General features: G+C 66.6%; 20 protein-coding genes. 12 read left to right on the top strand and 8 right to left on the bottom strand.

Annotated elements, in window-relative coordinates:
* Positions 1-40 precede the first annotated feature (40 nt).
* Complete coding sequence (locus ACQY4V_RS05295) at positions 41-1,858, top strand: ABCB family ABC transporter ATP-binding protein/permease (RefSeq protein WP_428515841.1); 1,818 nt, start codon at positions 41-43, stop codon at positions 1,856-1,858.
* A 308-nt stretch (positions 1,859-2,166) separates the two neighbouring features.
* A complete protein-coding gene (locus ACQY4V_RS05300; protein ID WP_428515842.1) occupies positions 2,167-2,388 on the top strand; it encodes a hypothetical protein in 222 nt (73 codons plus the stop codon).
* A 114-nt stretch (positions 2,389-2,502) separates the two neighbouring features.
* Here ACQY4V_RS05300 and ACQY4V_RS05305 read toward each other — a convergent pair whose 3' ends face one another.
* Together ACQY4V_RS05305 and ACQY4V_RS05310 are read right to left on the bottom strand one after the other, a co-directional pair.
* A complete protein-coding gene (locus tag ACQY4V_RS05305) occupies positions 2,503-6,297 on the bottom strand; it encodes an efflux RND transporter permease subunit (protein ID WP_428517170.1) in 3,795 nt (1,264 codons plus the stop codon).
* Positions 6,287-7,624 (bottom strand): efflux RND transporter periplasmic adaptor subunit, encoded by a 1,338-nt coding sequence (locus ACQY4V_RS05310; protein WP_428515843.1) that lies wholly within the window; start codon positions 7,622-7,624, stop codon positions 6,287-6,289. The genes ACQY4V_RS05305 and ACQY4V_RS05310 overlap by 11 nt, the downstream gene beginning before the upstream one ends.
* Before the next feature lie 237 nt (positions 7,625-7,861).
* Here ACQY4V_RS05310 and ACQY4V_RS05315 point away from each other — a divergent pair, with 237 nt between their 5' ends.
* The 3 genes from ACQY4V_RS05315 to der all read left to right on the top strand — a co-directional run bounded on the left by ACQY4V_RS05315 (position 7,862) and on the right by der (position 11,474).
* Positions 7,862-8,539, top strand: a complete 678-nt coding sequence (locus tag ACQY4V_RS05315; protein ID WP_428515844.1) for a hypothetical protein — start codon at positions 7,862-7,864, stop codon at positions 8,537-8,539.
* A gap of 73 nt (positions 8,540-8,612) precedes the next feature.
* The gene (locus tag ACQY4V_RS05320) at positions 8,613-9,926 is read left to right on the top strand and encodes a PQQ-binding-like beta-propeller repeat protein (protein WP_428515845.1); all 1,314 of its coding nucleotides are present in this window, start codon (positions 8,613-8,615) and stop codon (positions 9,924-9,926) included.
* A gap of 84 nt (positions 9,927-10,010) precedes the next feature.
* Positions 10,011-11,474 (top strand): ribosome biogenesis GTPase Der, encoded by a 1,464-nt coding sequence (gene der / locus ACQY4V_RS05325; protein ID WP_428515846.1) that lies wholly within the window; start codon positions 10,011-10,013, stop codon positions 11,472-11,474.
* On the opposite strand, the gene ACQY4V_RS05330 is transcribed toward der, so the two are convergent.
* The gene (locus ACQY4V_RS05330; protein ID WP_428515847.1) at positions 11,467-12,180 is read right to left on the bottom strand and encodes a hypothetical protein; all 714 of its coding nucleotides are present in this window, start codon (positions 12,178-12,180) and stop codon (positions 11,467-11,469) included. The two genes, der and ACQY4V_RS05330, sit on opposite strands and share 8 nt — an antisense overlap.
* 152 nt (positions 12,181-12,332) lie before the next feature.
* Here ACQY4V_RS05330 and ACQY4V_RS05335 point away from each other — a divergent pair, with 152 nt between their 5' ends.
* Positions 12,333-13,322 (top strand): fatty acid desaturase, encoded by a 990-nt coding sequence (locus ACQY4V_RS05335; RefSeq protein WP_428515848.1) that lies wholly within the window; start codon positions 12,333-12,335, stop codon positions 13,320-13,322.
* 55 nt (positions 13,323-13,377) lie between these two features.
* Here ACQY4V_RS05335 and ACQY4V_RS05340 read toward each other — a convergent pair whose 3' ends face one another.
* The 5 genes from ACQY4V_RS05340 to serS form a co-directional block, all read right to left on the bottom strand.
* Complete coding sequence (locus ACQY4V_RS05340) at positions 13,378-13,719, bottom strand: DUF427 domain-containing protein (protein WP_428515849.1); 342 nt, start codon at positions 13,717-13,719, stop codon at positions 13,378-13,380.
* A gap of 103 nt (positions 13,720-13,822) precedes the next feature.
* Complete coding sequence (locus ACQY4V_RS05345) at positions 13,823-15,649, bottom strand: aminopeptidase P family protein (protein WP_428515850.1); 1,827 nt, start codon at positions 15,647-15,649, stop codon at positions 13,823-13,825.
* A gap of 159 nt (positions 15,650-15,808) precedes the next feature.
* The gene (gene cobT, locus ACQY4V_RS05350) at positions 15,809-17,683 is read right to left on the bottom strand and encodes a cobaltochelatase subunit CobT (RefSeq protein WP_428515851.1); all 1,875 of its coding nucleotides are present in this window, start codon (positions 17,681-17,683) and stop codon (positions 15,809-15,811) included.
* A gap of 92 nt (positions 17,684-17,775) precedes the next feature.
* The gene (locus ACQY4V_RS05355; RefSeq protein ID WP_428515852.1) at positions 17,776-18,180 is read right to left on the bottom strand and encodes a hypothetical protein; all 405 of its coding nucleotides are present in this window, start codon (positions 18,178-18,180) and stop codon (positions 17,776-17,778) included.
* A gap of 368 nt (positions 18,181-18,548) precedes the next feature.
* Positions 18,549-19,841: a serine--tRNA ligase gene (serS, locus tag ACQY4V_RS05360; protein WP_428515853.1), complete on the bottom strand. Its 1,293-nt coding sequence runs from the start codon at positions 19,839-19,841 to the stop codon at positions 18,549-18,551.
* Positions 19,842-20,060: 219 nt separating this feature from the next.
* On the opposite strand from serS, the gene yajC reads away from it, so the two are divergent.
* Genes yajC through ccmB form a run of 6 tightly spaced genes read left to right on the top strand, consistent with a single transcriptional unit; the run spans position 20,061 to position 25,427 of the window.
* Positions 20,061-20,339, top strand: coding sequence for a preprotein translocase subunit YajC (yajC, locus tag ACQY4V_RS05365; protein ID WP_152492074.1), 279 nt, complete (start codon positions 20,061-20,063; stop codon positions 20,337-20,339).
* A 58-nt stretch (positions 20,340-20,397) separates the two neighbouring features.
* Positions 20,398-23,031 carry a protein translocase subunit SecD gene (gene secD, locus ACQY4V_RS05370; RefSeq protein WP_428515854.1) on the top strand — a complete coding sequence of 878 codons (2,634 nt, stop codon included), beginning with the start codon at positions 20,398-20,400 and terminating at the stop codon, positions 23,029-23,031.
* Positions 23,024-23,776 carry a sulfite exporter TauE/SafE family protein gene (locus ACQY4V_RS05375; RefSeq protein ID WP_428515855.1) on the top strand — a complete coding sequence of 251 codons (753 nt, stop codon included), beginning with the start codon at positions 23,024-23,026 and terminating at the stop codon, positions 23,774-23,776. The genes secD and ACQY4V_RS05375 overlap by 8 nt, the downstream gene beginning before the upstream one ends.
* A gap of 10 nt (positions 23,777-23,786) precedes the next feature.
* A complete protein-coding gene (locus ACQY4V_RS05380; protein ID WP_428515856.1) occupies positions 23,787-24,140 on the top strand; it encodes an Mth938-like domain-containing protein in 354 nt (117 codons plus the stop codon).
* A 16-nt stretch (positions 24,141-24,156) separates the two neighbouring features.
* Positions 24,157-24,774: a heme ABC exporter ATP-binding protein CcmA gene (ccmA, locus tag ACQY4V_RS05385; protein WP_428515857.1), complete on the top strand. Its 618-nt coding sequence runs from the start codon at positions 24,157-24,159 to the stop codon at positions 24,772-24,774.
* Complete coding sequence (gene ccmB / locus ACQY4V_RS05390; protein ID WP_428515858.1) at positions 24,771-25,427, top strand: heme exporter protein CcmB; 657 nt, start codon at positions 24,771-24,773, stop codon at positions 25,425-25,427. Before ccmA ends, ccmB begins: the two co-directional genes overlap by 4 nt.

The raw sequence follows: 25,427 nt of genomic DNA on the forward strand, positions 1-25,427 counted from the left end.
CGGGCTTGGCCTATGTCAGCGGAGGGACCAAGGAGACCAGATGCGGCGCAGACCCACGACAGCAACGGAAATGCCGGATAACGCCCTGCAGGTGATCCGGCGCGTGGCGCCGTACCTGTGGCCCGAGGGGCAGACCTGGGCCAAGCGCAGGGTGGTGCTGGCGCTCATGGCGCTGGTGCTGGCCAAGGTCGTGGCGGTGGGCACGCCGTTCTTTTACAAGGCGGCGGTGGATTCGCTGGCCGGAGAGGGCCAGGATGCGGCGTGGATGCTGGGCGCGGGGGCAATCGGGCTGACCGTCGCCTATGGCATGGCGCGGCTGATGAACGTGGGCTTCCAGCAGCTGCGCGACGCGATATTCGCCCCCGTGGCGCAGCGCGGTCTGCGGCGGCTGGCGCTGGAGACGTTCCAGCATATCCACCAGATGTCGATGCGGTTTCACATGACGCGCAAGACCGGGGGGCTGAGCCGGATCATAGAGCGCGGCGTGAAAAGCGTGGAGTTCCTGCTGCGGTTCCTGGTGTTCTCGATCGGGCCGCTGATCCTGGAACTGCTGATGATCGGCGTGGTGCTGTGGACGCTGTTCGATTTCTCTTATCTTGCCGTCGTGATGGGCGTGATCGCGACCTACGCGGTCTTTACTTTCAAGGTGACGGAATGGCGGGTCAAGCTGCGCCGGCGGATGAACGAGCAGGACACCGATGCCAACCAGAAGGCCATCGACAGCCTGCTGAATTTCGAGACGGTGAAGTATTTCGGCGCCGAGGGCCGCGAGGCGGCGCGGTATGACCGGGCGATGGAGGGGTACGAGAGTGCGGCCTTGCAAACGTCCTATTCGCTGGCCTTTCTGAATGTCGGGCAGAGTTTCCTGATCACCGGCGGGCTGGTGGCCGTGATGGTGATGGCGGCGATGGGCGTGCAGAGCGGCGATCTGACGGTGGGCGATTTCGTGATGGTCAACGCCTACATGATCCAGATCACCATGCCGCTGAACTTTCTGGGCACGGTTTACCGGGAAATCCGGCAGAGCCTGGTCGACATGGCGCAAATGTTCGATTTGTTAGAGCAAACGCCGGATGTGACCGACAGATCGGATGCGAAAGGTCTGAAAATCGAAGGTGGCTCGGTGCGGTTTCGCGAGGTTTCCTTCGGGTATGACCCGGAAAGACCGATCCTGCACGATGTGTCGCTGACCGTTGCGGCGGGGGAGACCGTGGCGCTGGTCGGCCCGTCGGGGTCGGGCAAGTCCACCATCGGGCGGCTGCTGTTCCGGTTCTACGACGTGAGCGGCGGCGCGCTGGAGATCGACGGGCAGGACGTGCGCGGCGTGACGCAGGAGAGCTTGCACGCCGCCATCGGCGTGGTGCCGCAGGACACGGTGCTGTTCAACGACACGATAGGCTACAACATTGCCTATGGCCGCGACGGGGCCACGCAGGACGAGATCGAGGCGGCGGCGAAGGCGGCGCAGATCCACGAGTTCATCGCGCGCCTGCCCAAGGGGTACGAGACGCAGGTGGGCGAGCGCGGTCTGAAGCTGTCGGGTGGCGAGAAGCAGCGGGTGGGAATCGCGCGCACGCTGTTGAAGGACCCGCCGATCCTGCTGCTGGACGAGGCGACGAGTGCCCTAGACACGGAGACCGAGCGCGAGATCCAGGACGCGCTGCGCCGGGCGGGCGAGGGGCGCACGGTGATCACCATCGCGCACCGTTTGTCGACGGTGGCGGATGCGGACCGGATCGTGGTGCTGGAAGACGGGCGGATCGTGGAGGAAGGCACCCATGGCGAGCTGCTGGCGCGGGAGGGGCGCTATGCGGGGCTCTGGGCGCGGCAGGCCAGCGAACGCGAGCGCGCGGCCTGAGGCGGCTTGTGGCGCGCGGGCCGGCGCCGTCGCTGCCTGAGACCCAGCAGGGCGGCCCGGACGCAACCTTGATGGCCGGGACGGACCTGTGGAAGGTGCCGTGTTCGGCTTGTGTTCCGGGGGACGGTTTTGCCCGGGGTGCGCGGCCTTGATTTCTTTACTGGATACGTCGCGTCAGGCGTCTATTTCCTTGTGGAAGTGGTTGGGCGACGTGCGTTAAAGCGGTGCTTCCTGGCCTGTGTGTTTCAAGTTCTTTCTGGTTTTGGTGCGAGCGGCCGACGCTGAAGACGCGCAAAGCAAGAGACGACATGTTCCGCGGTACGATCCTGTATTTCTCCGAAGACGGAGGCGTCGCGCATATCTGGTGTGCGAAGGCCGGCAACCCCTTGTTCCGGGCGCGGGCGTCCGATTTTCCCGACCTCTGGCCGGACTTGCGGGTCGGTATGGTGGTAACTGTCGTCGGCAGCACCGGGACGGACGAGGCGCAAACGGTCGTGACGCTGGACATCGCGCCGCAGGACGAGGGGTGAGCGGCGCGCCCCCGGGCGTCATGACGCGTGGGTTTTCACCAACCCTACGCGGCTTGCTCGGCGGCGCGCCTCCGGGCGTCATGCCGCGTGGGTTTTCACCCACCCAACGCGGGCTTATTCGGCGGCTCGGAGGGATTTGTCCTTGGGCGGTGTGTCGTCGTCGTCATCCGATCCGGCCTGCGCCGCCTTGCGGTCGGCCAGCACGCCCTTGACGTCGTCGAGGGCGAGTTCGGGCTGGGTGGTGTCGTCCTCGTAGGCGGCGATATCGGGGATGCCTTCGGTCCAGATGATCTCGGGCGCGCGGACGCGGGCGGCCTGGCGCGAGAGGGCCCAGTCGCGGGCGGCGCGGCTGGAGCGGCCGAAGGAGAGCTTGGCCAGGAGCTGGGCGCCCCAGAGCACGTAGGTCGTGGCCCAGATGCGCAGCGCCAGCATGGAAGGCGTGAAGACCAGCGTCAGCACGGTGGCGATGCCCAGGCCGAAGACGACCGCGGTGGCGAGCTGGGTCCACCACAGCGCGGTGGGGCTGTTGAAGGTATACCCGCCGTTGAAGAAATCGAGGCTGAGGCCGAACATCATCGGCGCGAGGCCGGCCATGGTGGTGATCGTGGTCAGCAGGACCGGGCGGATGCGCGCCTCGGCCGTGCGGGTGATCGCCTCGATCCGGGGCATGTAGCGGGAATATTCCTGGTAGGTGTCGATCAGGACGATGTTGTTGTTCACCACGATGCCCGCGAGCGCCACGATGCCGGTGCCGGTCATGATGATGGAAAACGGCTGGTTCATCACCAGCATCCCGATCAGCACGCCGGTGGTGGACAGGATCACCGCCAGAAGCACCAGCACGGCGTTGTAGACCGAGTTGAACTGCGCCAGCAGGATGATGAACATCAGGCCCAGGGCGCCCAGGAAGGCCTGTTGCAGGAAGGCGCCGGATTCTTCCTGGTCCTCGGCGTCGCCGGTCCATTCGTAGGAGACGCTGCGCGGCATGTCGGCGCTTTCGAGCCATGCGGTCAGGGTTTCGATGCGTTCGTTGGCGGTGAGGGGCGCTTGGGTTTCCTCGCCGTTTTCGCCGGTGGTGGTGACGGTCAGGCCGTCCACCACGGCGGCCTTGACGTCGAAATAGCGGGTCTGGTCGACGCGGTCGATCTGGGCGAGCTTGGGCACCGGCTGACGGGTGATGAAGTTGGACAGCGGCACGAGGCCGTCATCGGTGCGCACCTTGAGTTCATCGAGGGTCGAGAGCACGCGGTCCTCGGCCGGCAGGCGGACGCGGATGTCGATTTCCTCGTCCGAGGAGGGCACGCGCATGGTGTCGAGCAGGATGCCGCGGGTCACCAGCTGGACCATGGCGCCCACGGTGGCCACGTCGGCGCCGAAGCGGCCGGCCTTTTCCACGTCGACGTCGATCTGCCAGTCGATGCCGGGCAGGGGGAGCGTGTCCTCGACCAGGTCCAGGCCGCGGGTCTCTTCGAACTTTTCGCGGGCGCGGGCGGTGAAGTCCTGAAGCTCCTGCCAGTTGTCGCCCTTGAGCCGCAGGTGCACGGGCTTGGCGGAGGCGGGGCCCTGTTCCAGCGACAGGATCTCGACCTTCATGCCGGGGATCCGTTCAAGCCGGGCGGTCAGTTCGTCGATGGTGCGTTCGCCGCCCGCCACGGGGTCGTTGACGCGGCGCTGCACGTCGTAGTCGAGGACCGGGATGGTGAACCAGGTCTCGTAGGTGGTCGGGCGGTCCTCCCACTTGATCAGTTCGAACTGGACCTGGCCGATCGTGTCGAGCGGGGGGGCGGCGCCGCCGGTGTTGTTGTTCAGACCACCGTCGCCGGCAAAGGAGAAGGCGGAGAGCACGTTGGGATGCTGCAGCACGATCTCTTCGGCCTCGCGCACCAGCGCGTCCTTCTGGCCGATCGAGAGGTTGCCGCGGGCGCGGACATAGACGATGGCGTTCTCGGGTTCGCTGTCGACGAAGAACTGGCGAAGACGATGAGCGCGAGCACGATGGCGGCGGCCCAGCCGATCCCGGAGGCCCAGGCGGCGCCGATGGCGGCCGCCGCGAAGATCAGGCCGCGGGCCATGGGGAAAGGCAGCTTGCGGGCCTGCCAGGCGTCGACGCTTTGCCACAGGAGCGACAGGCGGCGGAAAAGCGCCAGCACGCAGAGGAGCGCGGTGAGCGCGCCCGCGAGGGCCACGCCGCCGGCGAGAACCATGCCGAGGCCGAGGCCGAAGGCCGTCAGAAGCGACGGGATGACGGAGCCGAGGATGTCGCCGCCGTCCATGCCTGCGAACTGTGCCCCGGCCTGCCGGGCGAGGGGGCCGATGGCCTGACCCGCCAGCATCAGGCCGCCCACGGCCAGCACGGCGAGCGCGATATGCAGGTACCAGCGGGTGGTGGCTATGGATTCGATCCGCTGGGTGAACCAGCGCTCGATCCGTCCGGTGACGCCGCCCATGACGGGCAGGTAGACGAGCGCCACCAGCAGCGAGGCCGACAGCACGAAGATGAGCGTGACGGGCAGCATCATCATGAACTGCCCCGGCACGCCGGGCCAGAAGAGCATCGGCAGGAAGGCGCAGAGCGTGGTGGCGGTGGAACTGACCACCGGCCAGAACATGCGCTTGGCAGCGGCCACGTAGGCGTGCATCGGGCCTTCGCCCTCGGCGATCTGCTTGTCGGCGTATTCGACCACCACGATGGCGCCGTCGACCAGCATGCCCACGGCGAGGATCAGGCCGAACATGACGATGTTCGACACCGGCACGCCCATCACCGCCAGGAGCGCGAAGCAGAGCAGGAACGAGGTGGGGATGGCGAAGCCCACGAGCAGGGCGGGGCGGATGCCGAGCGCGGCCAGCGTGACGATCATCACCAGCGCGATGGCGGTCAGCACCGAGCCTTCGAGCTGCGAGACCATGGAGGCGATGATGCGCGACTGGTCGTTGGAAGTGTCGACCTGCACCGCGACCTGAAGCTCGGACGGCCAGGTGTCCTCGGCCTCGGCCACGGTGTCGCGCACCAGCGCGGCGGTGTCGATGATGTTGAAGCCCTTGCGCTTGACCACCTGCAGGGCAATCGCCGTCTCGCCGTTGAAGCGGGCGGTGCCGGCGCGGTCCTCGAAGGTCAGGTTGATGCGGGCCAGATCGCCCAGCGTGACGACACGGTCGCCATTGGTCTTGACCGGAAGGTCGTAGATGTCGCCGGTGTCGTCGAAGGACGAGGGGATCTTGACCGAGAACGCGCCCTGGGCGCTGTCGACCTCGCCTGCGGCAATCAGCTGGTTGTTGTTCTGGACGACGTTCAGAAGCTCGTTGGCGGTGACGTTGTAGGCCTCGAGCCGCAGCGGGTCGATGACCACCTCGACCATCTCGTCGCGGTTGCCGGCGATGCCGGCCTCGAGCACCGGCTCCAGCCCTTCGAGGCGGTCCTGAAGGTCCTTGGCGATGCGGGCCAGCGTGCGTTCGGGGACCGGGCCGGAGAGCGAGACGATGATGATGGGAAACTCGGAGAAGTTGATCTCGTTGATCGTGTATTGCTCGGCGCCTTCGGGAAAGTCGGCCTCGGCGGCGTTCATGGCGTCGCGCACGTCGGCCATGATCTGGGTCTTGTCCCAGCCGAATTCGAATTCCAGCGCCACGCCGGCGTAGTTTTCGGCGGCGGTGCCGGTCATTTCCTTCAGGCCGTCGAGATCCGACAGCTCGGTTTCCATGGGCTTGACGAGCAGCTTCTCGGAATCTTCGGCCGAGATGCCGGGGAAGTTGACCGACACGAAAAGGGCCGGGATCTCGATATCCGGCTCGCCTTCCTTGGGAAGGGAGATGTAGGCGGTGGTGCCCGCCACGATCGACAGGATGATGAAGGCGATCACCATCCGGGCGCGTTGCGAGGCCCAGTCGACGATTCCGGTCATTGAATATTCTCCCGGAAGGCGGGTTCGACCGAGACGCCGTCGGCGACGAATTCCTGGCCGAGGATGATGACGTCCGAGGTTTCATCCAGGCCGGCGACGAAGACGCCGGTGGGACTGTCGCGCAGCAAAGTCACAGGTTTGAACTGTGCCGTCTTGTCGGGGGTGACGATGCGCACGCCCAGGGCGCCGTCATCGTCGAGCGTGAGCGCGGATTGCGGCAGCAGATGCGCTTTCACGCCGTCCGACTCGATGCGGATTTCGGCGGTCTGGCCGTCGCGCAGGGCGAGATCCTCGTTCGGGACGCGGATGTCGACGCGGAAGGTTCGGGTGGTGGGGTCGGCGGCGCGGGAGATGAAGGTGACCTCTCCCTCGACCGTGCCGCCGGAGGCGAGCCGCGCGGTTGCGGGCGCGCCGGCGTTGACCTTGGCGATTTCGGTTTCGGGGATGTAGCCCACCAGCATGATCGGATCGAGCTGGATGACCGTGGCGCAGAGCGATCCGGCCTGAAGAAGGCTGCCAAGCTCGGCGGTGTCCGATTCCAGCAAGCCCGCGAACGGCGCCTTGATCGTCAGACGCTCGATTTCCTTGCGAGCGGAGGCGACGGCGGCCTGGGCGCTTTCGACGCCCGAGCGGGCGGCCTCGATGCCCGCGGCGGCGGTTTCCCGGCCCGATTCAGCGGCCTTGAGCGCGGCCTCGGCGCTGGTGATCTGGGCCTTGGCGCCTTCGACGGCGGCCTTGGTCTGGGCCACGCGGGTCTGGGAGGCGAACCCGTCGGTCGAGAGCTTGTCGGCGGCGTTGGCGTTGATCTCGGCCTCGCTGAGCACGGCGCGCGCCTCGACCAGGCGGGCGCGGCTTTCCTCGACGCGGGCCTCGGCCTCGGGGACGGCGGCCTCTGCCTCGGGGATGCGGGAACGGGCCTCGGCCAGGCGGGCCAGCGCCTCGGCCAGGTTGGCCTCTCGCGTGCCGGGGTCAATTTGGCAAAGAGTCTGGTCCTCTTCGACAAAGGCCCCCTTGCGAATGGGTTCCGAGACGATCTGGCCGGGGGTTTCGGCCCGCAGCTCGACCTGGCGGTCGGCCTCGGTCTGGCCGCGCACGGTGACGGCGGTGTCGATCGTGCGCGCGGTGGAGCGCAGGGCGACGACGCCGACGGTGCCTTCGCGTTCCTCGGGGGTTTCGGCCAGGGGGTCGCCCTGATCGGTGTCCGGCGCGACCGCCTCGGCCAGTTCGGTGTCCTCGACCGGCGCGAAGAGCGCCGCGATGCTGTCGCGTTCCATCACGAGCGCGTAAATGGCCGCGCAGACCAGGATGGCGGCGAAGATGGGAAAGAGGCGCATGAAATAGCTTTCCGAGAGTCGTTTGCGTGAGTTTACGGGCGCTTGGCGTCAATCGCCATGCGTCTTTAACGCGGTTTACGCTGAACTGTCCGGTTTAGATTAGTCTTTTTGCCGGCATTGTTCAACCCGCCGCGACGCGCGGGCGCCCGGGTGCGCGCGCGATGTGGCGGCGCGCCCCTTGGCAGGGCCGGAGTGACGCGGTAAGAGGGGCGAAATTTCGAAGAAGGGCAATGCGCAGTGAGCCAGTCTGACAGTTTCATCGACGAGGTGACCGAGGAGGTCCGCCGCGACCGGCTGTACCGCAATTTCAAGCGGTATGGCTGGATCGGCATCCTGGCGGTGCTGCTGCTGGTGGGGGGCGCGGCCTTCAACGAGTGGCGCAAGGCGCAGGAGCGTGCCGAGGCCGAGGCGCTGGGCGACGCGATCATCGCGGCGCTGGGCGAGGAGGACGCTGCTGCGCGGAACGCGGCGCTGGACGCCATCCAGCCCGAAACCGGCGGGGCGCGCGCCATCGTGGGTCTGCTGGCGGCGGGCGAGGGCGGGGCCGACAACGCACCCCAGACCGCCGAGCAACTGTTGAGCCTGGCCGACTCGGCCGACGTGCCGCTGGTCTATCGGCAGATCGCGACGCTGAAGGCCGTGGCGCTGCCCGGATCGGGCCTGAGCCCCGAGGACAAGCGCGCCCGGCTGGAGGGCATGGCGGCGAGCGGCGGCATCGTGCGGCTTCTGGCCGAGGAGCAGCTGGCGCTGGTCGACCTGGAGGCGGGCGACCGGGACGCGGCGCTGGAGCGGCTGCGCGGCCTCTATGAAAGCGCGGAAGCCACAGCGGGCTTGCGTCGGCGCGTCGAGCAGTTGATTGTTGCGCTGGACGGTGACATTGAAGAAGAGCCGGTCGGCGAGACCGACGGCAACTAAGCGTTCCGGCGGCCCCAGAGGGCAAAGCCGGCTGAAAAGTACGGGGGCGATGGCGGTGAAGACGTTAGCGGGAGTGATTGGCCTGAGTGCGCTGTGCCTTGTTGCGGCCTGTGCGAAGAAGGAAAACATCCTGACCGGCGAGCGCCAGGAGATCAGCGATATCCTGCAGACCGAGCCGGGTGAATCGGCGCTGGCGCCGCAGGCGGTCTCTGGCGCGGTGCCGCCACTGGCGCTGCCGGCGGCCCGCAGCAACGCCAGCTGGGCCCAGAGCATTTCCAATGCCCGCACGCGGGTGGCGCATCCGGCGCTGCGCGGCACGCCGCAGCTGGCCTGGACGGCGAATATCGGGCAGGGCGACAGCCGCAAGTCGCGCATCAACGCCGATCCGGTGGTCGGGGGCGGTCGTGTATACACGCTGGATTCCCGCGCCCAGGTGACGGCGGTCAGCACTTCGGGCCAGGTGATCTGGACCCGCGACCTGGTGCCCGCGAATGACGGCGCCATCGACGGCAGCGGCGGCGGTCTGGCCTATGACAACGGACAGCTGTTCGTTTCGTCGGGCTTCGGCCTTTTGACGGCGCTCGACGCCGCCACCGGGCAGGTCCAGTGGCAGCAGAACCTGCGGGCCACCGGATCGGGCAGCCCGACCGTGGCCGGGGACCTTGTCTACGCCGTCGCGGGCGACGAACTGGCCTGGGCGCTGGACCGCACGGACGGGCGCATCGCGTGGCAGCTGGAGGCGACTTCGGACATCCGCAACGTGCTGGGCGCGCCGTCGCCTGCCGTTTCGGACAAGTACGTCGTCTTCGGCTTTGGCTCGGGCGAGGTGCAAGGCGCGTTTCTGAAGGGCGGCTTGCGCCGCTGGACGACGCAGATCGCAGGCAAGCGGAGGGGCTATTCCTCTGGGATCATCGAGGATGTGACCGGCGAGCCCGTGATCGAGGGCAACACGATCTTTGCCGGCAACCATAGCGGCCGGACCGTGGCGCTGAACCTTGGCAATGGCGAGCGGTTGTGGACCGCCGCAGACGGGCCGCTTTATCGGGTGTGGCCCGCGGGCGACTCGATCTTCATGGTGTCGGACCGCAACGAGCTTCTGCGGCTGGCGCAATCCGACGGGCGGCGCCTGTGGGGCGTGAAACTGCCGTTCTTCACCAAATCGAAGCCCAAGAAACAGGCGCGGATCTTTGCCCATCACGGGCCGATCATCGCGGGTGGCCGGCTGATCATTGCGTCGAGTGACGGGCTGATGCGGTTCTTCGACCCGACCAATGGCGCTTCGCTGGGACAGGTGCAGATGCCGGGCGGGGCGACGACCAACCCGGTGGTGGCCGGAAACACGCTGTACGTCGTGTCGTCGAAGGGCCAGTTGATGGCTTTCCGTTAAGCCGGACATGGTGTAACAGGGCGCTTTCGCGGCGGTCCTGATGCGCAGGGTCCGCGCGGTTCATCCGATCCGGAGCCTGACAAGATGAGTTTCACACTGGCAATCGTGGGCCGCCCCAACGTGGGCAAATCCACGCTGTTCAACCGGCTTGTGGGCAAGCGGCTGGCGCTGGTCGACGACCAGCCGGGCGTGACGCGCGACCTGCGCGAAGGCGATGCACGGCTGGCCGACCTGCGGTTCACGGTGATCGATACCGCCGGGCTGGAGGACGCGACCGACGACAGCCTGGAAGGCCGGATGCGCAAGCTGACCGAGCGGGCGGTGGACATGGCCGATGTGTGCCTGTTCCTGATCGACGCACGGGCCGGCGTGACGGCGCTGGACGAGATGTTCGCCGAGATCCTGCGCAAGCGGGCGGATCATGTCTTTGTCGCCGCCAACAAGTCCGAGGGCAGCGCGGCGGACGCCGGTGTGCTGGAGGCGTACAGCCTGGGGCTGGGCGAGCCCATTCGCTTGTCGGCCGAGCATGGCGAAGGGATGCACGACCTTTACACCGCGCTGTTGCCGCTGGCCGATGGCTATGCCGAGCGGGCCGAGGCCGAGGCGCCCGAGGTGGACGTGGCCGTCGACGAGGACGGCGAGGCGGACCCCGAAGGCGTGCGCAAGCCGACCAAGGCGCGGCCCTTGCAGGTGGCCGTCGTGGGGCGGCCCAACGCGGGCAAGTCCACGCTGATCAACAAGATCCTGGGCGAGGACCGGCTTTTGACCGGGCCGGAGGCGGGGATCACGCGCGATGCGATTTCGGTCCGGATGGACTGGGACGGGCTGCCGATGCGGATCTTCGACACGGCGGGGATGCGCAAGAAGGCCAAGGTGCAGGAAAAGCTGGAAAAACTGTCGGTGAGCGATGGTTTGCGGGCGGTGAAGTTCGCCGAGGTCGTGGTGGTGCTGCTGGATGCGGCGATTCCGTTCGAGCAGCAGGATTTGCGCATTGCCGACCTTGCCGAGCGCGAGGGGCGTGCGGTGGTGGTGGCGGTGAACAAGTGGGACATCGAGGACGACAAGCAGGGCAAGCTGCGCGACCTGCGCGAGGCGTTCGAGCGGCTGTTGCCGCAGCTGCGCGGCGCGCCGCTGGTGACGGTTTCGGCCAAGACGGGCAAGGGGCTGGACCGGCTGCATGCCGCCGTGGAGAAAGCCTATGACGTGTGGAACCGGCGGGTCAGCACGGCGCGGCTCAATCGCTGGCTGACCGGCGTGCTGGAGGCGCACCCGCCCCCCGCGCCGGGCGGGCGCCGGATCAAGCTGCGCTACATGACGCAGGCCAAGACGCGGCCCCCCGGTTTCGTGGTGATGTGCAGCCATCCCGACAAGATGCCGGCGAGCTATTCGCGCTATCTTGTCAACGGGTTGCGGGAGGACTTTGACATGCCGGGCACGCCGATCCGCCTGACCTTGCGGTCGCAGTCGGACAAGAACCCCTACAAGGCCAAGAAGAAGGCCGGGCCGTCGAAGCTGCGCAAGCACATCAAGGGGCGCGGCACTAGCTGAGGCGGTCGGGCCGGCCGCGCAGTACGAGGAGCGCGAGGGCGACCACCCCTGCGCCGCACAGCGCGAGCACCGGCCAGTTGACGGGATCGGCGTTGGTGACGGCGATGCCGACCAGCGCCCAGACGACCGCGGCGGCGAATTCCGGCGTGTCGGGGCGCAGGGCCAGCACCGCCGCCGACAGGACCAGCGCCAGCGCGATCATCAGCAGGGCCGCCGTCGATTGGGACATGACCCCGTAGCCCGCCAGCAAGAGGCCGAGCGCCACGCAGGACGCGGCGGTCAGCCAGCCGGTATAGAGCGCGATCGGCGTGCGCAGCCAGATCCTGTCGCGCGTGCCCGCCCGCACCAGCGCCAGCGTAGCGGTGCCCCACATCAGCCAGATCAGCGCCGTGGCCCAGGCGGGGCTGATATTGGCCACCGGGATCCACGCCGCGCCGATGACGAGGCTGACGATGTAGGGCCAGCGCATCGCGTCCCAGGCCGGGTCGTCGTAGCGGTTGAGCAATCCGAACAGCGCCCCGGCCAGAAGCCAGATGTAGATCAGCCCCCAGATGGAGAAGGCATAGCCGGCAGGCTGGACCGGAGGGTTGTCCTGGGGGATCGGGAACTGCCCGGCGCTGAAGCCGTTGAACCCGCTGCTGTAGACCGGGGACAGGGCGAAGAGAATGGCGGCCACCAACGCGAAGACTGCCTTGACCTTGTGCATGTTGCCTCCTTGCTTTCGGCGCCGCGACGCGCGCGATGATTTTCCGCGATCAACCCTTGCAAATCACTGAAATAGTTTCAAATTGCACTTGTCCACGGTATCATTCCTGTTGTGTCGTTTTTTCTTGTCCGTCCTTCGTGGGGCAGTCGATCATGACCATCCGAGACTATCTTAGGGATTATGCGCAGAAGTCCGACGGGATGGGCGCGCTGAGCCTTGGCGCGACCTTCGCTGTCTATGGCGCTGCTCTGGGCCTGGGCGCGTGGGCCTGGCCGGTCTGGTGGGCGGTGTTGCCGTGTGTCGTGGTACTGGCCTTCGCGTCGGTGCGGCTTTACGTGTTGCAGCATGATTGCGGGCATTATTCGCTGTTCGCGACGCGGTGGCTGAACGACGTGGCGGGGCATGTGCTGTCGGTGTTTTCGCTGACACCCTACCGGGTCATGCAGTACAACCACAATCAGCACCATGCCTACCTGGGCAACCTGGAGCACCGCGAGACCACCGAGGTCTATACCATGACGTTGCAGGAATGGCGCGAGGCGGGGATTTGGACGCGGGTGTGGTACCGGATCTATCGCAACCCGGTCGTGATGCTGAGCCTGGGCGGGATCTATGCCTATTTCATCGCCTATCGCTGGCCGGTGAACACCATTAAGGTGGGCCCGTGGGGCGTGGTGGCGCACAACATCGCGGTCGCCGCCTATGTCGCCACTGTCTGGACTTTCTTGGGAATGCCGGGGCTCGTTGTACTGGGCGCAAGCGCGGTGCTGGCGGGCGTGATCGGGGTTTTCCTGGTCTACTTGCAGCATAATTTCGAGGACACCTATTGGGACCGCAAGCCGGACCTCGATTTCCGCAAGGCGACACTGGAAGGCTCGTCGAGCCTGGACCTGGGGCATTGGTGGGATATCGGGACGGGCAACATCGCCTATCACGACCTGCACCATTACAACCCGCAAATCCCGTCCTACAACCTGCGCCGGGCGCAGAAGAATCTGCCCGACGACCTGCGCGTGCATGACGAGATCCGCTGGCGCGAGGCGCTGGCCAGTTTCCGGCTGAAACTGTGGGACGAGGAGAGCGGCAAGCTGGTGCCGTTTCCGCGCCGTCGCAGCCTGCGTGGTGCGGTGATGGGGGCCTGAAATTCTTCGTACGAAGAATTTCAGGTGAGATTATTAGTGCAAATAATCTGGCGCGTCAGACCTGTTCGACGGTGACGTCGTCGGTGGAATAGAACGCCAGGTGATCCTTGATGCGGGCCACGTCGGACTTGGGGTCCTCGTAGCTCCAGGCGGCGTTTTCCAGTGTCTTGCTCTTGGTGACGATCGAGAAGTAGCTTGCCTCGCCCTTGTGTGGGCAGGTGGTGCGGTGATCGCTTTCATCGAGGAAAGCCATGGCGATGTCCTGCCGCGGGAAATAGATCACGTCGTTCAGGCCCTCCTCGGCCAGAACCAATGCGTTCCTGCTTTCGACCAGCACCGCGCCGCCTGCGCGGACCGTCCATGTGCCGTCTGCCTTGTGGATCGTGATCTTTGCCATTTTTCTTGTCCTTCCCTCTTGAAGCCACTTTAGGCACCGGGACGGGCCCCGGTGTCAAGCTGTTGGCCTGTGCGGTGTCGCGCAGACTTGTCACAGTTTCATGTCAGAGCGGGGCGGTCGCCCCGGTCAGCCACTCGCGGGTGGGCTCGTCGAGCCGTGGCCCGATGCGGTCGAGACAGGCCGTGTGATAGGCGTTGAGCCAGTCGCGTTCGCGGTCCGAGAGCGCGGCTGCGTCGATCAGGCGGCGGTCGATGGGCACGTAATTAAGCGTGGTGAAGTGCAGCATCTGGCGGGTGTCGTCGCCATCGGGCAGGGCGGGGGCGGGCGTGACCACCACCAGGTTCTCGATGCGGATGCCGAAGGCGCCCTCGCGGTAGTATCCCGGCTCGTTCGACAGGATCATGCCGGGTTTGAGCGGCTCGGTCGAGGCGCGAGACAGGCGCTGCGGGCCTTCGTGGACGCATAAGTGCACGCCGACGCCGTGGCCGGTGCCGTGGTCGTAATCCTGCCCTGCGAGCCAGAGCGGCATGCGCGCGATGGCGTCGAGGTCGCGCCCCGAAAGCCCCTTGGGCCAGCGGGCGCGGCTCATGGCGATCATGCCTTGCAGGACACGGGTGAAGGCGGCGCGCTCGGTGTCGCCGGGCGTGCCCACGGCCAGGGTGCGGGTGATGTCGGTGGTGCCGTCCTGGTACTGTCCGCCGCTGTCGAGGACGAGCAAGTCGCCGTCCTGAAGCGTGCGGTTGGTCGAGTCCGAGACGCGGTAATGCGGAAGGGCGCCGTGCGGCCCGGAGCCGGCGATGGTGTCGAAGGAGATATCGAGCAGGGCACCGGTGTCGCGGCGGCACGATTCCAATTTCTTTACCACGTCGATCTCGGTGATCGTGCCGGGGGCCTGGGCGTCGAACCACGCAAGGAAGGTGCACATGGCGGCGGCGTCGCGAAGGTGCGCCTTGGTGGTGGCGGCGATTTCGGCGTCGGTTTTGCAGGCCTTGGGCAGGATGCAGGGATCGCCGGCATAGGCGATCTCGGTGCCGGCGTTTTCAAGCAGCGTCACGATGCGCAGGGGAACCGAGCCGTGGTCGAGCCGGACGGGGCCGGAGAGCGCGCTGATGGCCGGTTCGAAATCCTGCGGCCGGGCGAGGGTGATGTCCCCGGCCAGATGGGCGCGCACCGCGTCGTCGAGCTTGGCGGGGTCGATGTAGAGATCGAGCGTGGCGTCGTCGTGCAGGATTGCGAAGGCGTGCGGGATCGGGTTGCGGGGGATGTCGCTGCCCCGGATGTTCAGAAGCCACGCGATGGAATCGGGCAGGGTGAGGATGGCGGCTCGGTGGCCGTCCTCGCGCAGCGTCGCGGCAAGCTCGCGGCGCTTGCCGGCGTGGGATTTGCCGGCGAGGTCGTCGGGGTAGACGCGAACTGCGCCCTTGGGCGGCGCGGGGCGGCCGGGCCAGGTGCGGTCGACGAGGTTGTCGGTGGGTGTGAGCGTGATCTGCGTGCCTTTGAGGCCGTCCTCGATCGCGGCGATCTGCTCGGGCGTATAGAGCCAGGGGTCGTAGGCGACCGTTCCACCTTTCGGCAGGTGCGCCTTCAGCCATCCGGCAGGCCTTGTGTCGGGCCAGTCGACGGGGGTGAAGTGATCGGTGTCGACCTGGGCGCGGACCTGGCCGCGGTAACGGCCGTCGACGAAGACGCCGGCGATGTCCTGCAGCACGATGCAAAAGCCCGCCGAGCCGGTGAAGCCGGTGAGCCAGGCCAGACGCTCGTCGCCCGGCGCGACGTATTCGCCCTGATGCGCGTCGGCGCGGGGGATCATGAAGCCGTCGACGCCCTCGCGTTCCAGTTCGGCGCGCAGGAGTTTCAGGCGCGGCGGGCCCTGTTCGGGCGAAGACGTTTCGGTGAAGGACTGGAAGACGGTGTCGGGCAAATCTGTCATGGGCAAAGTGCTAGGGCCGCGCGGTGTGAAGTGCAAGTGTGACGGTGACAGGGGCCGATTTCTTGCAAGAAATCGGATTGGAAAATTGGAATTTTCCAGCGCGGAATTTTGCAAAATTCCGCATGCACGATGTCGAATATTTCTAGATTCTTCAGGGTCTTAGCTGGCGCGGCGCATGCCCATCACGCGGGCGCGGGCGCGCGGGTCGCTGTCGAAGAGCGCGGCGAGCTGTTCGGTCATCACCCCGGCCAGCTGGTCGGCGTCGGTGATGGTGACGGCGCGGTTGTAATAGCGCGTCACGTCGTGGCCGATGCCGATGGCCAGAAGTTCCACCTGTTTGCGGCGCTCGACCATGGCGATCACGTCGCGCAGGTGCTTTTCGAGGTAGTTGGCCGGGTTCACCGACAGGGTGGAATCGTCCACCGGGGCGCCGTCGGAGATGACCATCAGGATCTTGCGCGCCTCGCGGCGACCGGCGAGGCGGCGATGCGCCCATTCCAGCGCCTCGCCGTCGATGTTTTCCTTCAGGAGCCCTTCTTTCATCATCAGGCCCAGGTTGGAACGGGTGCGGCGCATCGGCGCGTCGGCGGATTTGTAGATGATGTGGCGCAGGTCGTTGAGGCGGCCGGGCAGTTGCGGGCGGCCTTCGTTAAGCCAGCTTTCGCGACTCTGGCCGCCTTTCCAGGCGCGGGTGGTGAAGCCGAGGATCTCGACCTTGACGTTGCAGCGTTCGAGCGTGCGGGCAAGGACATCGGCGCAGATGGCGGCAATCGAGATTGGACGGCCGCGCATTGAGCCGGAATTGTCCAAAAGGAGCGTGACGACCGTGTCGCGGAACTCGGTGTCCTTTTCGATCTTGAAACTGAGCGGGGTGGTGGGGTTGGCCACCACGCGGGCGAGGCGGCCGGCATCGAGGATGCCTTCTTCGCGGTCGAATTCCCAGCTTCGGTTCTGTTGCGCCTGCAGGCGGCGTTGCAGCTTGTTGGCAAGGCGGCTGACGGCGCCCTTCAAGGGCTCCAGCTGCTGGTCGAGGAAGGCGCGGAGGCGTTCCAGTTCGATGGGCTCGGCCAGGTCCTCGGCGTGGATTTCCTCGTCGAAGGCGGAGTTGTAGACGGCGTAGTTGGGGTCGGCGTCCGAGATGGGCAGCGGGGGCGGGGGATCGAGCGGGGCCTCGCCTTCGGGCATCTCGGTCTCGTCGCCCTGTTCCTGGTCGGCCATGTCGTCCATGCTGACCTGGGCCTGCGCCTCGTCCTGCTGCTGATCCTGGGATTGCTCGGGATCGGCGTCGGCCTCGGCCTCGTCGCTGTCATCCTCGCCGGTGCTGTCGGGCTGTTCCTCTTCGTCCTGGTCCGCCTCGGCCTCGGTCTCGTCCTCGTCGTCGAGCGCGTCGGGGTCGTCGCCCAGCTGGTCGCCATAGCCCAGGTCGTCGATGATCTGGCGGGCGAAGCGGGCGAATTCGGACTGGTCGGACAGTTTGCTCTGGAGGTCTTCGAGGGTGCCGCCGGCTTGCTCCTCGATGAAGCCTTTCCAGAGCTCCATGACATTGCGGGCGCCGTCGGGCAGCTCGCGCCCCGTGGCGAGGTGGCGGATGAGGTAGCCCGCGGCGTTGGCCAGGGGCGCCTCGGCGGCGTCGGTGATCTGGTCATAGCCGCGCCGGCGGGCCTCGGCGCCGATCTTGGCGTCGATATTGCCGGCGGTGCCGGGCATGTGGCGCGCGCCCATCGCCTCGCACCGGGCGGTTTCCATCGCCTCGTACAGGTCGCGGGCCATGTCGCCGGGCGGGCAGTAGCGGGTATGGGTGCCCGCGTCGTGATACTTGTGCCGCAGCGCCAGCGCGTCGGCGGTGCCGCGGGCCTGCAGAACCTCGTCCTTGGTCATGCGGCGGCTGATCTGGGGCAGGCGCATGGAATCGCCGGAGACGCCGGCGGGATCGACCGAGTAGGAGACGTTCAGGTCGGGATCGTCGGCCAGCACCTTGGTGGCCTCGGCCAGCGCCTTTTTGAAGGGATCGGCGGGGTTGTCGGATTGCGCCATTCTGCGGGGCCCTGTCACGCTGCGGTTTCAGGGATGCAACCTAGGCTGACGGGCGCGGAATGACCAGTGGGCGCGGCGCGGAAATTGCCGCGTCAGAGGATGAGCTGGCGGCAAGTGGAGAGGCGGCGGTGCATGTCGCGGGCGGCGCGGTCGGCATGGGTGGCGTCGGCGCTGCGCTGTTGCAGGCGCATGAGCTGCGCCATTTCGGACCAGCCCGAGGCCTGCCAGCTGCGGGCGCGGCGCGGGTCGATGCCGGCTTCGGCGGCGTGGGGAAGCATGGCCTCGAGCAGCGACTCGAAGCTGCTTTGCAGCTGCCGGGTCGCGTCGCTGGCGGGGTTGTGGGTCGCGCTTTGGCGGGTGGCCATGGCGGAGTAGCGACCGGCGCAGGTGGCGAAGGCCTCTGCCTGCTCTGCAAGGCTGAGGGCGTTCGATGGGGCGGCCAGCGTGCTCGTTATCAGAAAAGCCGCCGCCGCCAGGGTGTGCTTTTCATTTGTCATGTAACGCATTTATGACGCACGTATATTTCGCGTCAATACGGCGTATATACAAATAATGTTTCATGGCGGTAAGGATGCCGCGCGGTGATTAAGGAATGATCAACGCAGAGGCGGAGGCCGAAGGGGAGGTCCCGGGTCAGGCCCGGGACGGCGTTATTGTATCATCTAGCGCGGAATCAAGGCGCGGCTTGCCGCGCCGCCGCACGATCGCCAGACCGCCCGGACGGGCTGGCGATTTGGGAGCGTTGGCGCTTCGATTGTAGGTCTTGCGGATATTGCGAGGATAAAGTGCGCTGAACAAGTGTGGGTCGCCAGCCCGCGGTCTGGCAATCGCGCGGCATGGGCCCCGGGGCAGGACAGAAAGCTCTTTACCCCAGCGAACCGTCCGCAAGCAGCCGGGTCTTGCCGCGCAGGTAGGGGTGCAGCGCTTCGGGCAGGTCGACCGAGCCGTCCGCCTGCTGGCCGTTTTCCAGCACGGCAATGAGGCAGCGGCCCACGGCGAGGCCCGATCCGTTGAGCGTGTGCACGAATTGCGGCTTGCCGCCATCCGCGGGCTTGAAGCGGCCGTTCATGCGGCGGGCCTGGAAATCGCCGCAGACGGAGACCGAGCTGATTTCGCGATAGGTGTTCTGACCGGGCAGCCAGACCTCGATATCGTGGGTCTTGCGCGCGCCAAAGCCCATGTCGCCGGTGCAGAGCACGATGGTGCGGTAGGGCAGGCCGAGGCGTTCGAGGATGCCCTCGGCGCAGGCCGTCATGCGGTCGTGCTCGTCGAGCGAGGTGTCCGGGTGCGTGACCGAAACCATCTCGACCTTCTCGAACTGGTGCTGGCGCAGCATGCCGGCGGTGTCCTTGCCCGCGCTGCCCGCCTCGGAGCGGAAGCACTGGGTGTGGGCGACATAGCGGCGGGGAAGGTAATCCTCGTCCACCACGAGGCCGTTGACGATATTGGTCAGCGTCACCTCGGCGGTGGGCACCAGCCACCAGCCATTTGTGGTCTCATAGCTGTCCTCGCCGAACTTGGGAAGTTGGCCGGTGCCGTACATCATTTCGGGGCGGACCAAGACGGGAGTCCAGGTCTCGGAGAGGCCGTTTTCCTCGACATGGGTGTCGATCATGAACTGTGCCAGCGCGCGATGTATGCGAGCGACGCCACCCGACAGCACCACAAAGCGGGAGCCGGAGAGTTTCGCGGCCAGTTCGAAATCCATGCCGGGTTTGACGCCGGCGAGGTCATAATGCTCGACCGGGGTGAAATCGAACTCGCGGGGGGTGCCCCAGCGTTTCAGCTCGACATTGTCGTCTTCGTCCTCGCCCTCTGGCACGCCTTCGAGCGCGAGGTTGGGCAGGGTCATCAAGAGGTCGGTGAGCTTCTGGTCGAGCGCCTTGGCCTCGGATTGCATGGCGGCGACCTCGGCCTTTTTCTCGGACACGAGCGCGCGCAGGCGCTCGAACTCGGCCTCGTCGCCCTTGGCCTTGGCGGCGCCGACCGCCTTGGAGGCCTTGTTCTGATCGGCCTGCGCGGTCTCGGCGGCCTGGATCTTGGCGCGGCGGTCCTCGTCCAGCGCGAGGATCTCGGACGACGCGCTCGACACCCCGCGACGGGCCATGGCGGCGTCGAACTGGGCGGGGTTTTCGCGGATGGCGCGGATGTCGTGCATCGTCTTGGTCCTCGGGTCAGGTTGAGTCGTGGGGTGGGTTGTAGCAAGTAAAGCGCGCGGTATAACAGCCGATTTATTCCGCATAGAGGCGTTTGACGCGCCCCTGCGACATTGCCGCAGGCCCGCCGGTTCGCGCCTTGCAAAACCCAAAAGCCGGACTTAGGTTCGCGCAAACGCGGGCCGGGGGGCCCGCAAAGCCCGAAAAGGAATAAGATTCGCATGGAAGCCATTGGCCAGTTCATCCCGCTCATCCTGATCTTCGCGATCATGTGGTTCCTGCTCATCCGTCCGCAGCAGAAGAAGCTGAAAGAGCACCAGGCGATGGTGGCGGCGTTGCGCAAGGGCGACCAGATCGTCACGCAGGGCGGGATGATCGGCAAGGTGACCCGCGTCAAAGAGGGCGAGGAAATCGAGGTGGAGATCGCCGAGGGCGTGAAGGTGCGTGTCGTGCGCAATACCGTCGCCCAGGTCCTGTCGAAGACCGAGCCGGCCGCCTGATTTCGGGGCGCGTTCCGCCCCTTCGATAGATACAAGACAGACATAAAAGGCACTTCAGATGCTTCAGATCGACCTTTGGAAACGCGTGGTGATTTGGGGCCTGGTGGCCTTGGGGCTGCTGTTGGCGATGCCCAACGCGTTCTACACCCGCGTCGAGACCCATAACGACGCCACCATGGCGCTGGAGATGGGCGGCGAGGGCGAGGGGTTGCAGGAGCAGGCCGAGATGTGGCCGGACTGGCTGCCGTCGGGGCTGGTGAACCTTGGACTCGACCTGCGGGGCGGGGCGCATCTGCTGGCCGAAGTGCAGGTCGAGGATGTCTATGAGGCGCGGATCGAGGCGATGTGGCCGGAGATCCGCGACCTGCTGCGCGAGGAGCGCGACCGGGTCGGCCCGATCCGCTTGCAGGACACCGACGCGCCGGAGTTGCGCGTGCGGCTGGTGGAGAACGCGGACGAGGCCGAATATGCGGCGAGCCTGGTGCGTGGACTGGCGCGGCCGGTCGCCAGTGTCACCGGCGCGGGTCAGAACGATATCGCGGTGAATGTCGAGGGCGACGCCATCGTGGTCACGCTGAGCGAGGCCGAGCGGCAGGCCAGCGACGAGCAGACCGTGCGCACCGCGCGCGAGATCATCGAGCGCCGGATCAACGAGATGGGCACGCGCGAGCCGACGATCCAGCGGCAGGGCGCCGACCGTATCCTGATCCAGGTGCCGGGCGTGGGCAGCGCGGCGGAGCTGAAGGATATCATCGGCACCACGGCGCAGCTGACATTCCAGCCGGTGGTGAGCCGGACCACCAACGGCAACGAGACCCCCGGTGGCGGCAACGAGATCCTGCCTTCGGTGGACGAGGAGGGCGTGTTCTATATCCTGGAACGCGCGCCGGTGGTGACGGGCGAACAACTGGTCGATGCGCAGCCCGATTTCGACCAGAACGGGCGGCCGGCGGTGTCGTTCCGCTTCAACCCCACGGGGGCGCGGCAGTTCGGGGATTACACAGCCGAGAACATCGGCAACCCGTTTGCCATCGTGCTGGACAACGAGGTGATCAGCGCGCCGGTGATCCAGGCGCATATCGCCGGCGGCACCGGCATCATCACCGGGCAGTTCACTGTCGACGAGAGCACCAACCTTGCCGTGCTGTTGCGCGCGGGCGCTCTGCCCGCCGAGCTGAATTTCCTGGAAGAACGCACCATCGGACCGGAACTGGGGGCCGACAGCATCGAGGCGGGACAGATCGCCTGTATCGTGGCCTTCGCGCTGGTGCTGGTCTTCATGTGGGCCAGCTACGGGGTGTTTGGCCTCTTTGCCAACATTGCGCTTATCATCAACGTCGGGCTGATGTTCGGCCTGCTGAGCCTGATCGGCGCCACGCTGACATTGCCGGGGATCGCGGGGATCGTGCTGACCATCGGGATGGCGGTGGACGCCAACGTGCTGGTGTTCGAGCGCATCCGCGAGGAGATGAAGACCGCCAAGGGCGCGTCGCGGGCGATCCAGCTGGGGTATGAAAGAGCGCTGAGCGCGATCACCGACGCCAACATCACCACATTCATCACGGCGCTGATCCTGTACGCCATGGGCTCGGGCCCGGTGCGGGGCTTTGCCATCACGCTGGGGCTGGGGATCATCACCTCGGTCTTCACGGCGATTTTCGTCACCCGCCTGATCGCGGTCATGTGGTTCGAGCGCAAGCGGCCCAAGACGGTGTTGCAGGGCCGGTCGCTGAAGCTGGTGCCGACCTTCACCAACTGGGATTTCTTCAAGCGGTGGAAGCTGTCGCTGGGGCTGTCCGGCTTTCTGATCGTGATCGCGCTGGGGTCGTTCCTGTTGCAGGGGCTGAACTACGGGATCGATTTCCGCGGCGGCACGACCATCCGCACGCAGAGCACCGAGACGGTGGATGTGGGGCAGTACCGCGACGCCATCGCGCCGCTGGAGCTGGGCGATATCAGCATCACCGAGGTGTTCGACCCGACCTTCGGCCCGGACCAGAACGTAACCATGATCCGCATCCAGGCGCAGGACGATCAGGAGGCGGTGACCCAGGACACGATCGCGGCGGTCGAGGGGGCGTTGCAGGAGGCGGTGCCGGACATCACGTTCACCTCGGTGGAAAGCGTGGGGCCGAAAGTGTCGGGCGAGCTCATACAGACCGCCGTGATCGCGGTGCTGTTGGCCATCGCTGCGGTGCTGATCTATATCTGGCTGAGGTTCGAGTGGCAGTTCGCGCTGGGCGCGGTCATAGCCCTGGTGCATGACGTGGTGCTGACCATCGGCATATTCTCGGAAGTGCAGATCCAGTTCGACCTGGCCATCATCGCGGCGCTTCTGACCATCGTTGGCTATTCGCTGAACGACACCGTCGTGGTCTTTGACCGGGTGCGCGAGAACCTGCGGAAATACAAAAAGAAGCCGCTGAAGGAAGTCCTGAACATCTCGATCAACGAGACGCTGAGCCGGACCATGATGACCTCTGTCACCACGCTTCTGGCGCTTCTGGCGCTGTTCACGCTGGGCGGGGACGTGATCCGCGGCTTTGTCTTCGCGATGATCTGGGGCGTGATCGTGGGCACCTACAGTTCGATCTTCGTGGCCAGCACGGTGCTGATGTGGCTGGGGGTCAAGCGCGACTGGTCGAAGCCCGACGCCAATGCAGGGACGCAGTTCGCGAACATAGATGCCTGAGATCCTGAGCGGAGTGCTGGCCACGCCGGGACTGGTGTGGCTGTGCTTCGCCATCGGGGTCGCGGGGCTGGTGCGGGGCTTTACCGGGTTCGGCACGGCGCTGATCGTGGTGCCGGTGGCCAATATCTTCCTGTCGCCCAAGGAAGTGATCGTGGTCATCATGCTAACCGGCATTGCCAGCAACGCGGTGATCCTGCGCCGGGCGTGGCAGCAGGGGCAGCCCAGGGAAGTGGGCGTGCTGGTGCTGGCCGCGCTGGTCACCGTACCGCTGGGCCTGGCGCTGCTGGACCTTCTGGACAACGACACGGTGCGCTGGATCATCACCGGCGTCGCGGGCGGCATGCTGGCCGCGCTGATCGCGGGCTGGCGCTATGCCCGGGCCATAACCCGGCCGGGGCTGCTGGCCATCGGGGCCGCGGCAGGGATCGTCGGCGGGCTGACGGGGTTGACCGGGCCGGTGGTGATCCTGTTCTACCTGTCGGGGCAGGCGGCGGTGTCCTCGGTCAGGGGCAACACGATTTTGTTCCTTGCCGCGCTCGACGTGGTGCTGATCGCCAACCTGTTGTGGCAGGGCGTGGTGACCTGGGAGCTGACCCTACTGGCCGTGGTGATGGCGGTGCCCTACCTAATCACGACGCTGATCGGGCAGGCCCTGTTTGACCCCACGCGCGAGCGCCTGTATCGCTGGGCCGCCTACGGGGTGATCGCGCTGGCGGTCATCTCGGGCTTGCCGCTGTGGGACTGAGGAGGACGCGATGCGCCTGAACGAGGTAACATTTTCCGGCGTGAAACCGATCGACGGCTACGGGCCGGGTTTCTTCCGCGTGGGCGGAGAGGCGATCGAGGGCGCGATCTGCGCCGGCCCCGACGGCGTGGGCGCCTGGGGCGGGTACGAGGACAGCGCGTCGCTGGTGCAACTTGCGGACGAGATCGACGTGCTGTTCATCGGCACGGGCGCCGAGACCGCGCATGTGCCGGGTGATTTCCGCACCGCGCTGGAGGAGGCGGGCCTCGGGGTGGAAGCGATGAATTCGCCCGCCGCGGCGCGGACCTACAACGTGCTGATATCCGAGGGGCGGCGCGTGGCCGTGGCCCTGTTGCCGGTCTGAGAGCGGTGGGCCGGCGATGCGCCTGACGGTTCGGGACCTTTGCGTGGCGCGCGGCGGCGTGCGGGTGCTGGACGGTCTGAGCTTTGCCGTGGCGGCGGGCGAGGTGCTGGTTCTGCGCGGGCCCAACGGCGCCGGCAAGACAACGCTCTTGCGCACATTGGCCGGGTTGCAGCCGCCGGTAGAAGGCAATGTGGACTATCCCGCCGACAGCGTGGTTTACGCGGGGCACGCGGACGGGATCAAACCGGCGTTGAGCGTAGCGGAGAACCTGAGTTTCTGGGCGCAGGTCTTTGGCCTTAAAGACATTTCGCCTGCTTTGGCGGCCTATGAGCTGGAGGCTTTGGCCGACCGTCCGGCAGGATTCCTGTCCGCCGGGCAGAAGCGGCGGCTGGGGCTGGCGCGGCTGTTGGTGACGGGCCGTGCGATCTGGATTCTGGACGAGCCGACGGTGTCGCTGGACGCCCGTGCGGTGGCGATGTTCGCCACCGTGGTGCGGGCGCATCTGGCCGAAGGTGGCATCGCCGTGCTGGCTACGCATATCGACTTGGGCCTGGACGAGGCGACGGTGCTGGACGTGGCGCCGTTTCGCGCGGTGCGCCAGGAGCTGGACGATTTCGACGAGGCCTTCCTGTGACGGCGCTGCTGCTGCGCGACATCCGGCTGGCGGTTCGGGCCGGGGGCGGGTTCGGTCTGGGCCTCGCGTTCTTCCTGATCGTCGTGGTGCTGGTGCCGTTTGGCGTGGGGCCGCAATCGGAGCTTCTTTCCCGGATCGCGGCGGGCATCCTGTGGATCGGGGCGCTGCTGGCCTGTCTTGTGTCGCTCGACCGGATCTTTGCGCTGGACTGGGAGGACGGCAGCCTTGATCTGCTGGCCACGGCCCCGCTGCCGATGGAAGCGGTGGCAGCCGTCAAGGGGCTGGCGCACTGGATCACGACGGGACTGCCGCTGGTGCTGGCCGCACCCGTGCTGGGTGTTCTGCTGAGCCTGCCTGTGCAGGGCTATGGGCCATTGGTCCTGTCGCTGCTCCTTGGGACGCCAGCGTTGAGCATGATCGGTGCGTTCGGGGCGGCGTTGACGGTTGGGCTGCGGCGGGGCGGATTGCTGCTGAGTCTGCTGGTGCTGCCGCTGTACGTGCCGACACTGATCTTTGGCGCCGAGATGGCACGGCGGGGCGTGGACGGGCAGGATTACACCACGCCGATGCTGATGCTGGCGGGGATCACCTGCGGCACCATCGCGCTTTTGCCTTTTGCATCGGCTGCGGTATTGAGGGTCAACCTGCGTTAA

This window comes from Roseovarius sp. (assembly GCF_965277045.1).
In the GTDB taxonomy this organism is placed as follows: domain Bacteria; phylum Pseudomonadota; class Alphaproteobacteria; order Rhodobacterales; family Rhodobacteraceae; genus Roseovarius.

Excerpts from the sequence above, each read along its gene's own strand:
- serS (WP_428515853.1), bottom strand. The coding sequence starts at position 19,841 with ATGCACGACATCCGCGCCATCCGCGAAAACCCCGCCCAGTTCGACGCC.
- cobT (WP_428515851.1), bottom strand. The coding sequence starts at position 17,683 with ATGGCGCAATCCGACAACCCCGCCGATCCCTTCAAAAAGGCGCTGGCC.
- ACQY4V_RS05330 (WP_428515847.1), bottom strand. The coding sequence starts at position 12,180 with ATGCACAAGGTCAAGGCAGTCTTCGCGTTGGTGGCCGCCATTCTCTTC.
- ACQY4V_RS05300 (WP_428515842.1), top strand. The coding sequence starts at position 2,167 with ATGTTCCGCGGTACGATCCTGTATTTCTCCGAAGACGGAGGCGTCGCG.
- secD (WP_428515854.1), top strand. The coding sequence starts at position 20,398 with ATGCTTCAGATCGACCTTTGGAAACGCGTGGTGATTTGGGGCCTGGTG.
- ACQY4V_RS05345 (WP_428515850.1), bottom strand. The coding sequence starts at position 15,649 with ATGACAGATTTGCCCGACACCGTCTTCCAGTCCTTCACCGAAACGTCT.
- ccmA (WP_428515857.1), top strand. The coding sequence starts at position 24,157 with ATGCGCCTGACGGTTCGGGACCTTTGCGTGGCGCGCGGCGGCGTGCGG.
- ACQY4V_RS05380 (WP_428515856.1), top strand. The coding sequence starts at position 23,787 with ATGCGCCTGAACGAGGTAACATTTTCCGGCGTGAAACCGATCGACGGC.
- der (WP_428515846.1), top strand. The coding sequence starts at position 10,011 with ATGAGTTTCACACTGGCAATCGTGGGCCGCCCCAACGTGGGCAAATCC.
- ACQY4V_RS05335 (WP_428515848.1), top strand. The coding sequence starts at position 12,333 with ATGACCATCCGAGACTATCTTAGGGATTATGCGCAGAAGTCCGACGGG.
- ACQY4V_RS05310 (WP_428515843.1), bottom strand. The coding sequence starts at position 7,624 with ATGCGCCTCTTTCCCATCTTCGCCGCCATCCTGGTCTGCGCGGCCATT.
- ACQY4V_RS05375 (WP_428515855.1), top strand. The coding sequence starts at position 23,024 with ATGCCTGAGATCCTGAGCGGAGTGCTGGCCACGCCGGGACTGGTGTGG.
- ACQY4V_RS05340 (WP_428515849.1), bottom strand. The coding sequence starts at position 13,719 with ATGGCAAAGATCACGATCCACAAGGCAGACGGCACATGGACGGTCCGC.
- ACQY4V_RS05355 (WP_428515852.1), bottom strand. The coding sequence starts at position 18,180 with ATGACAAATGAAAAGCACACCCTGGCGGCGGCGGCTTTTCTGATAACG.
- ACQY4V_RS05295 (WP_428515841.1), top strand. The coding sequence starts at position 41 with ATGCGGCGCAGACCCACGACAGCAACGGAAATGCCGGATAACGCCCTG.
- yajC (WP_152492074.1), top strand. The coding sequence starts at position 20,061 with ATGGAAGCCATTGGCCAGTTCATCCCGCTCATCCTGATCTTCGCGATC.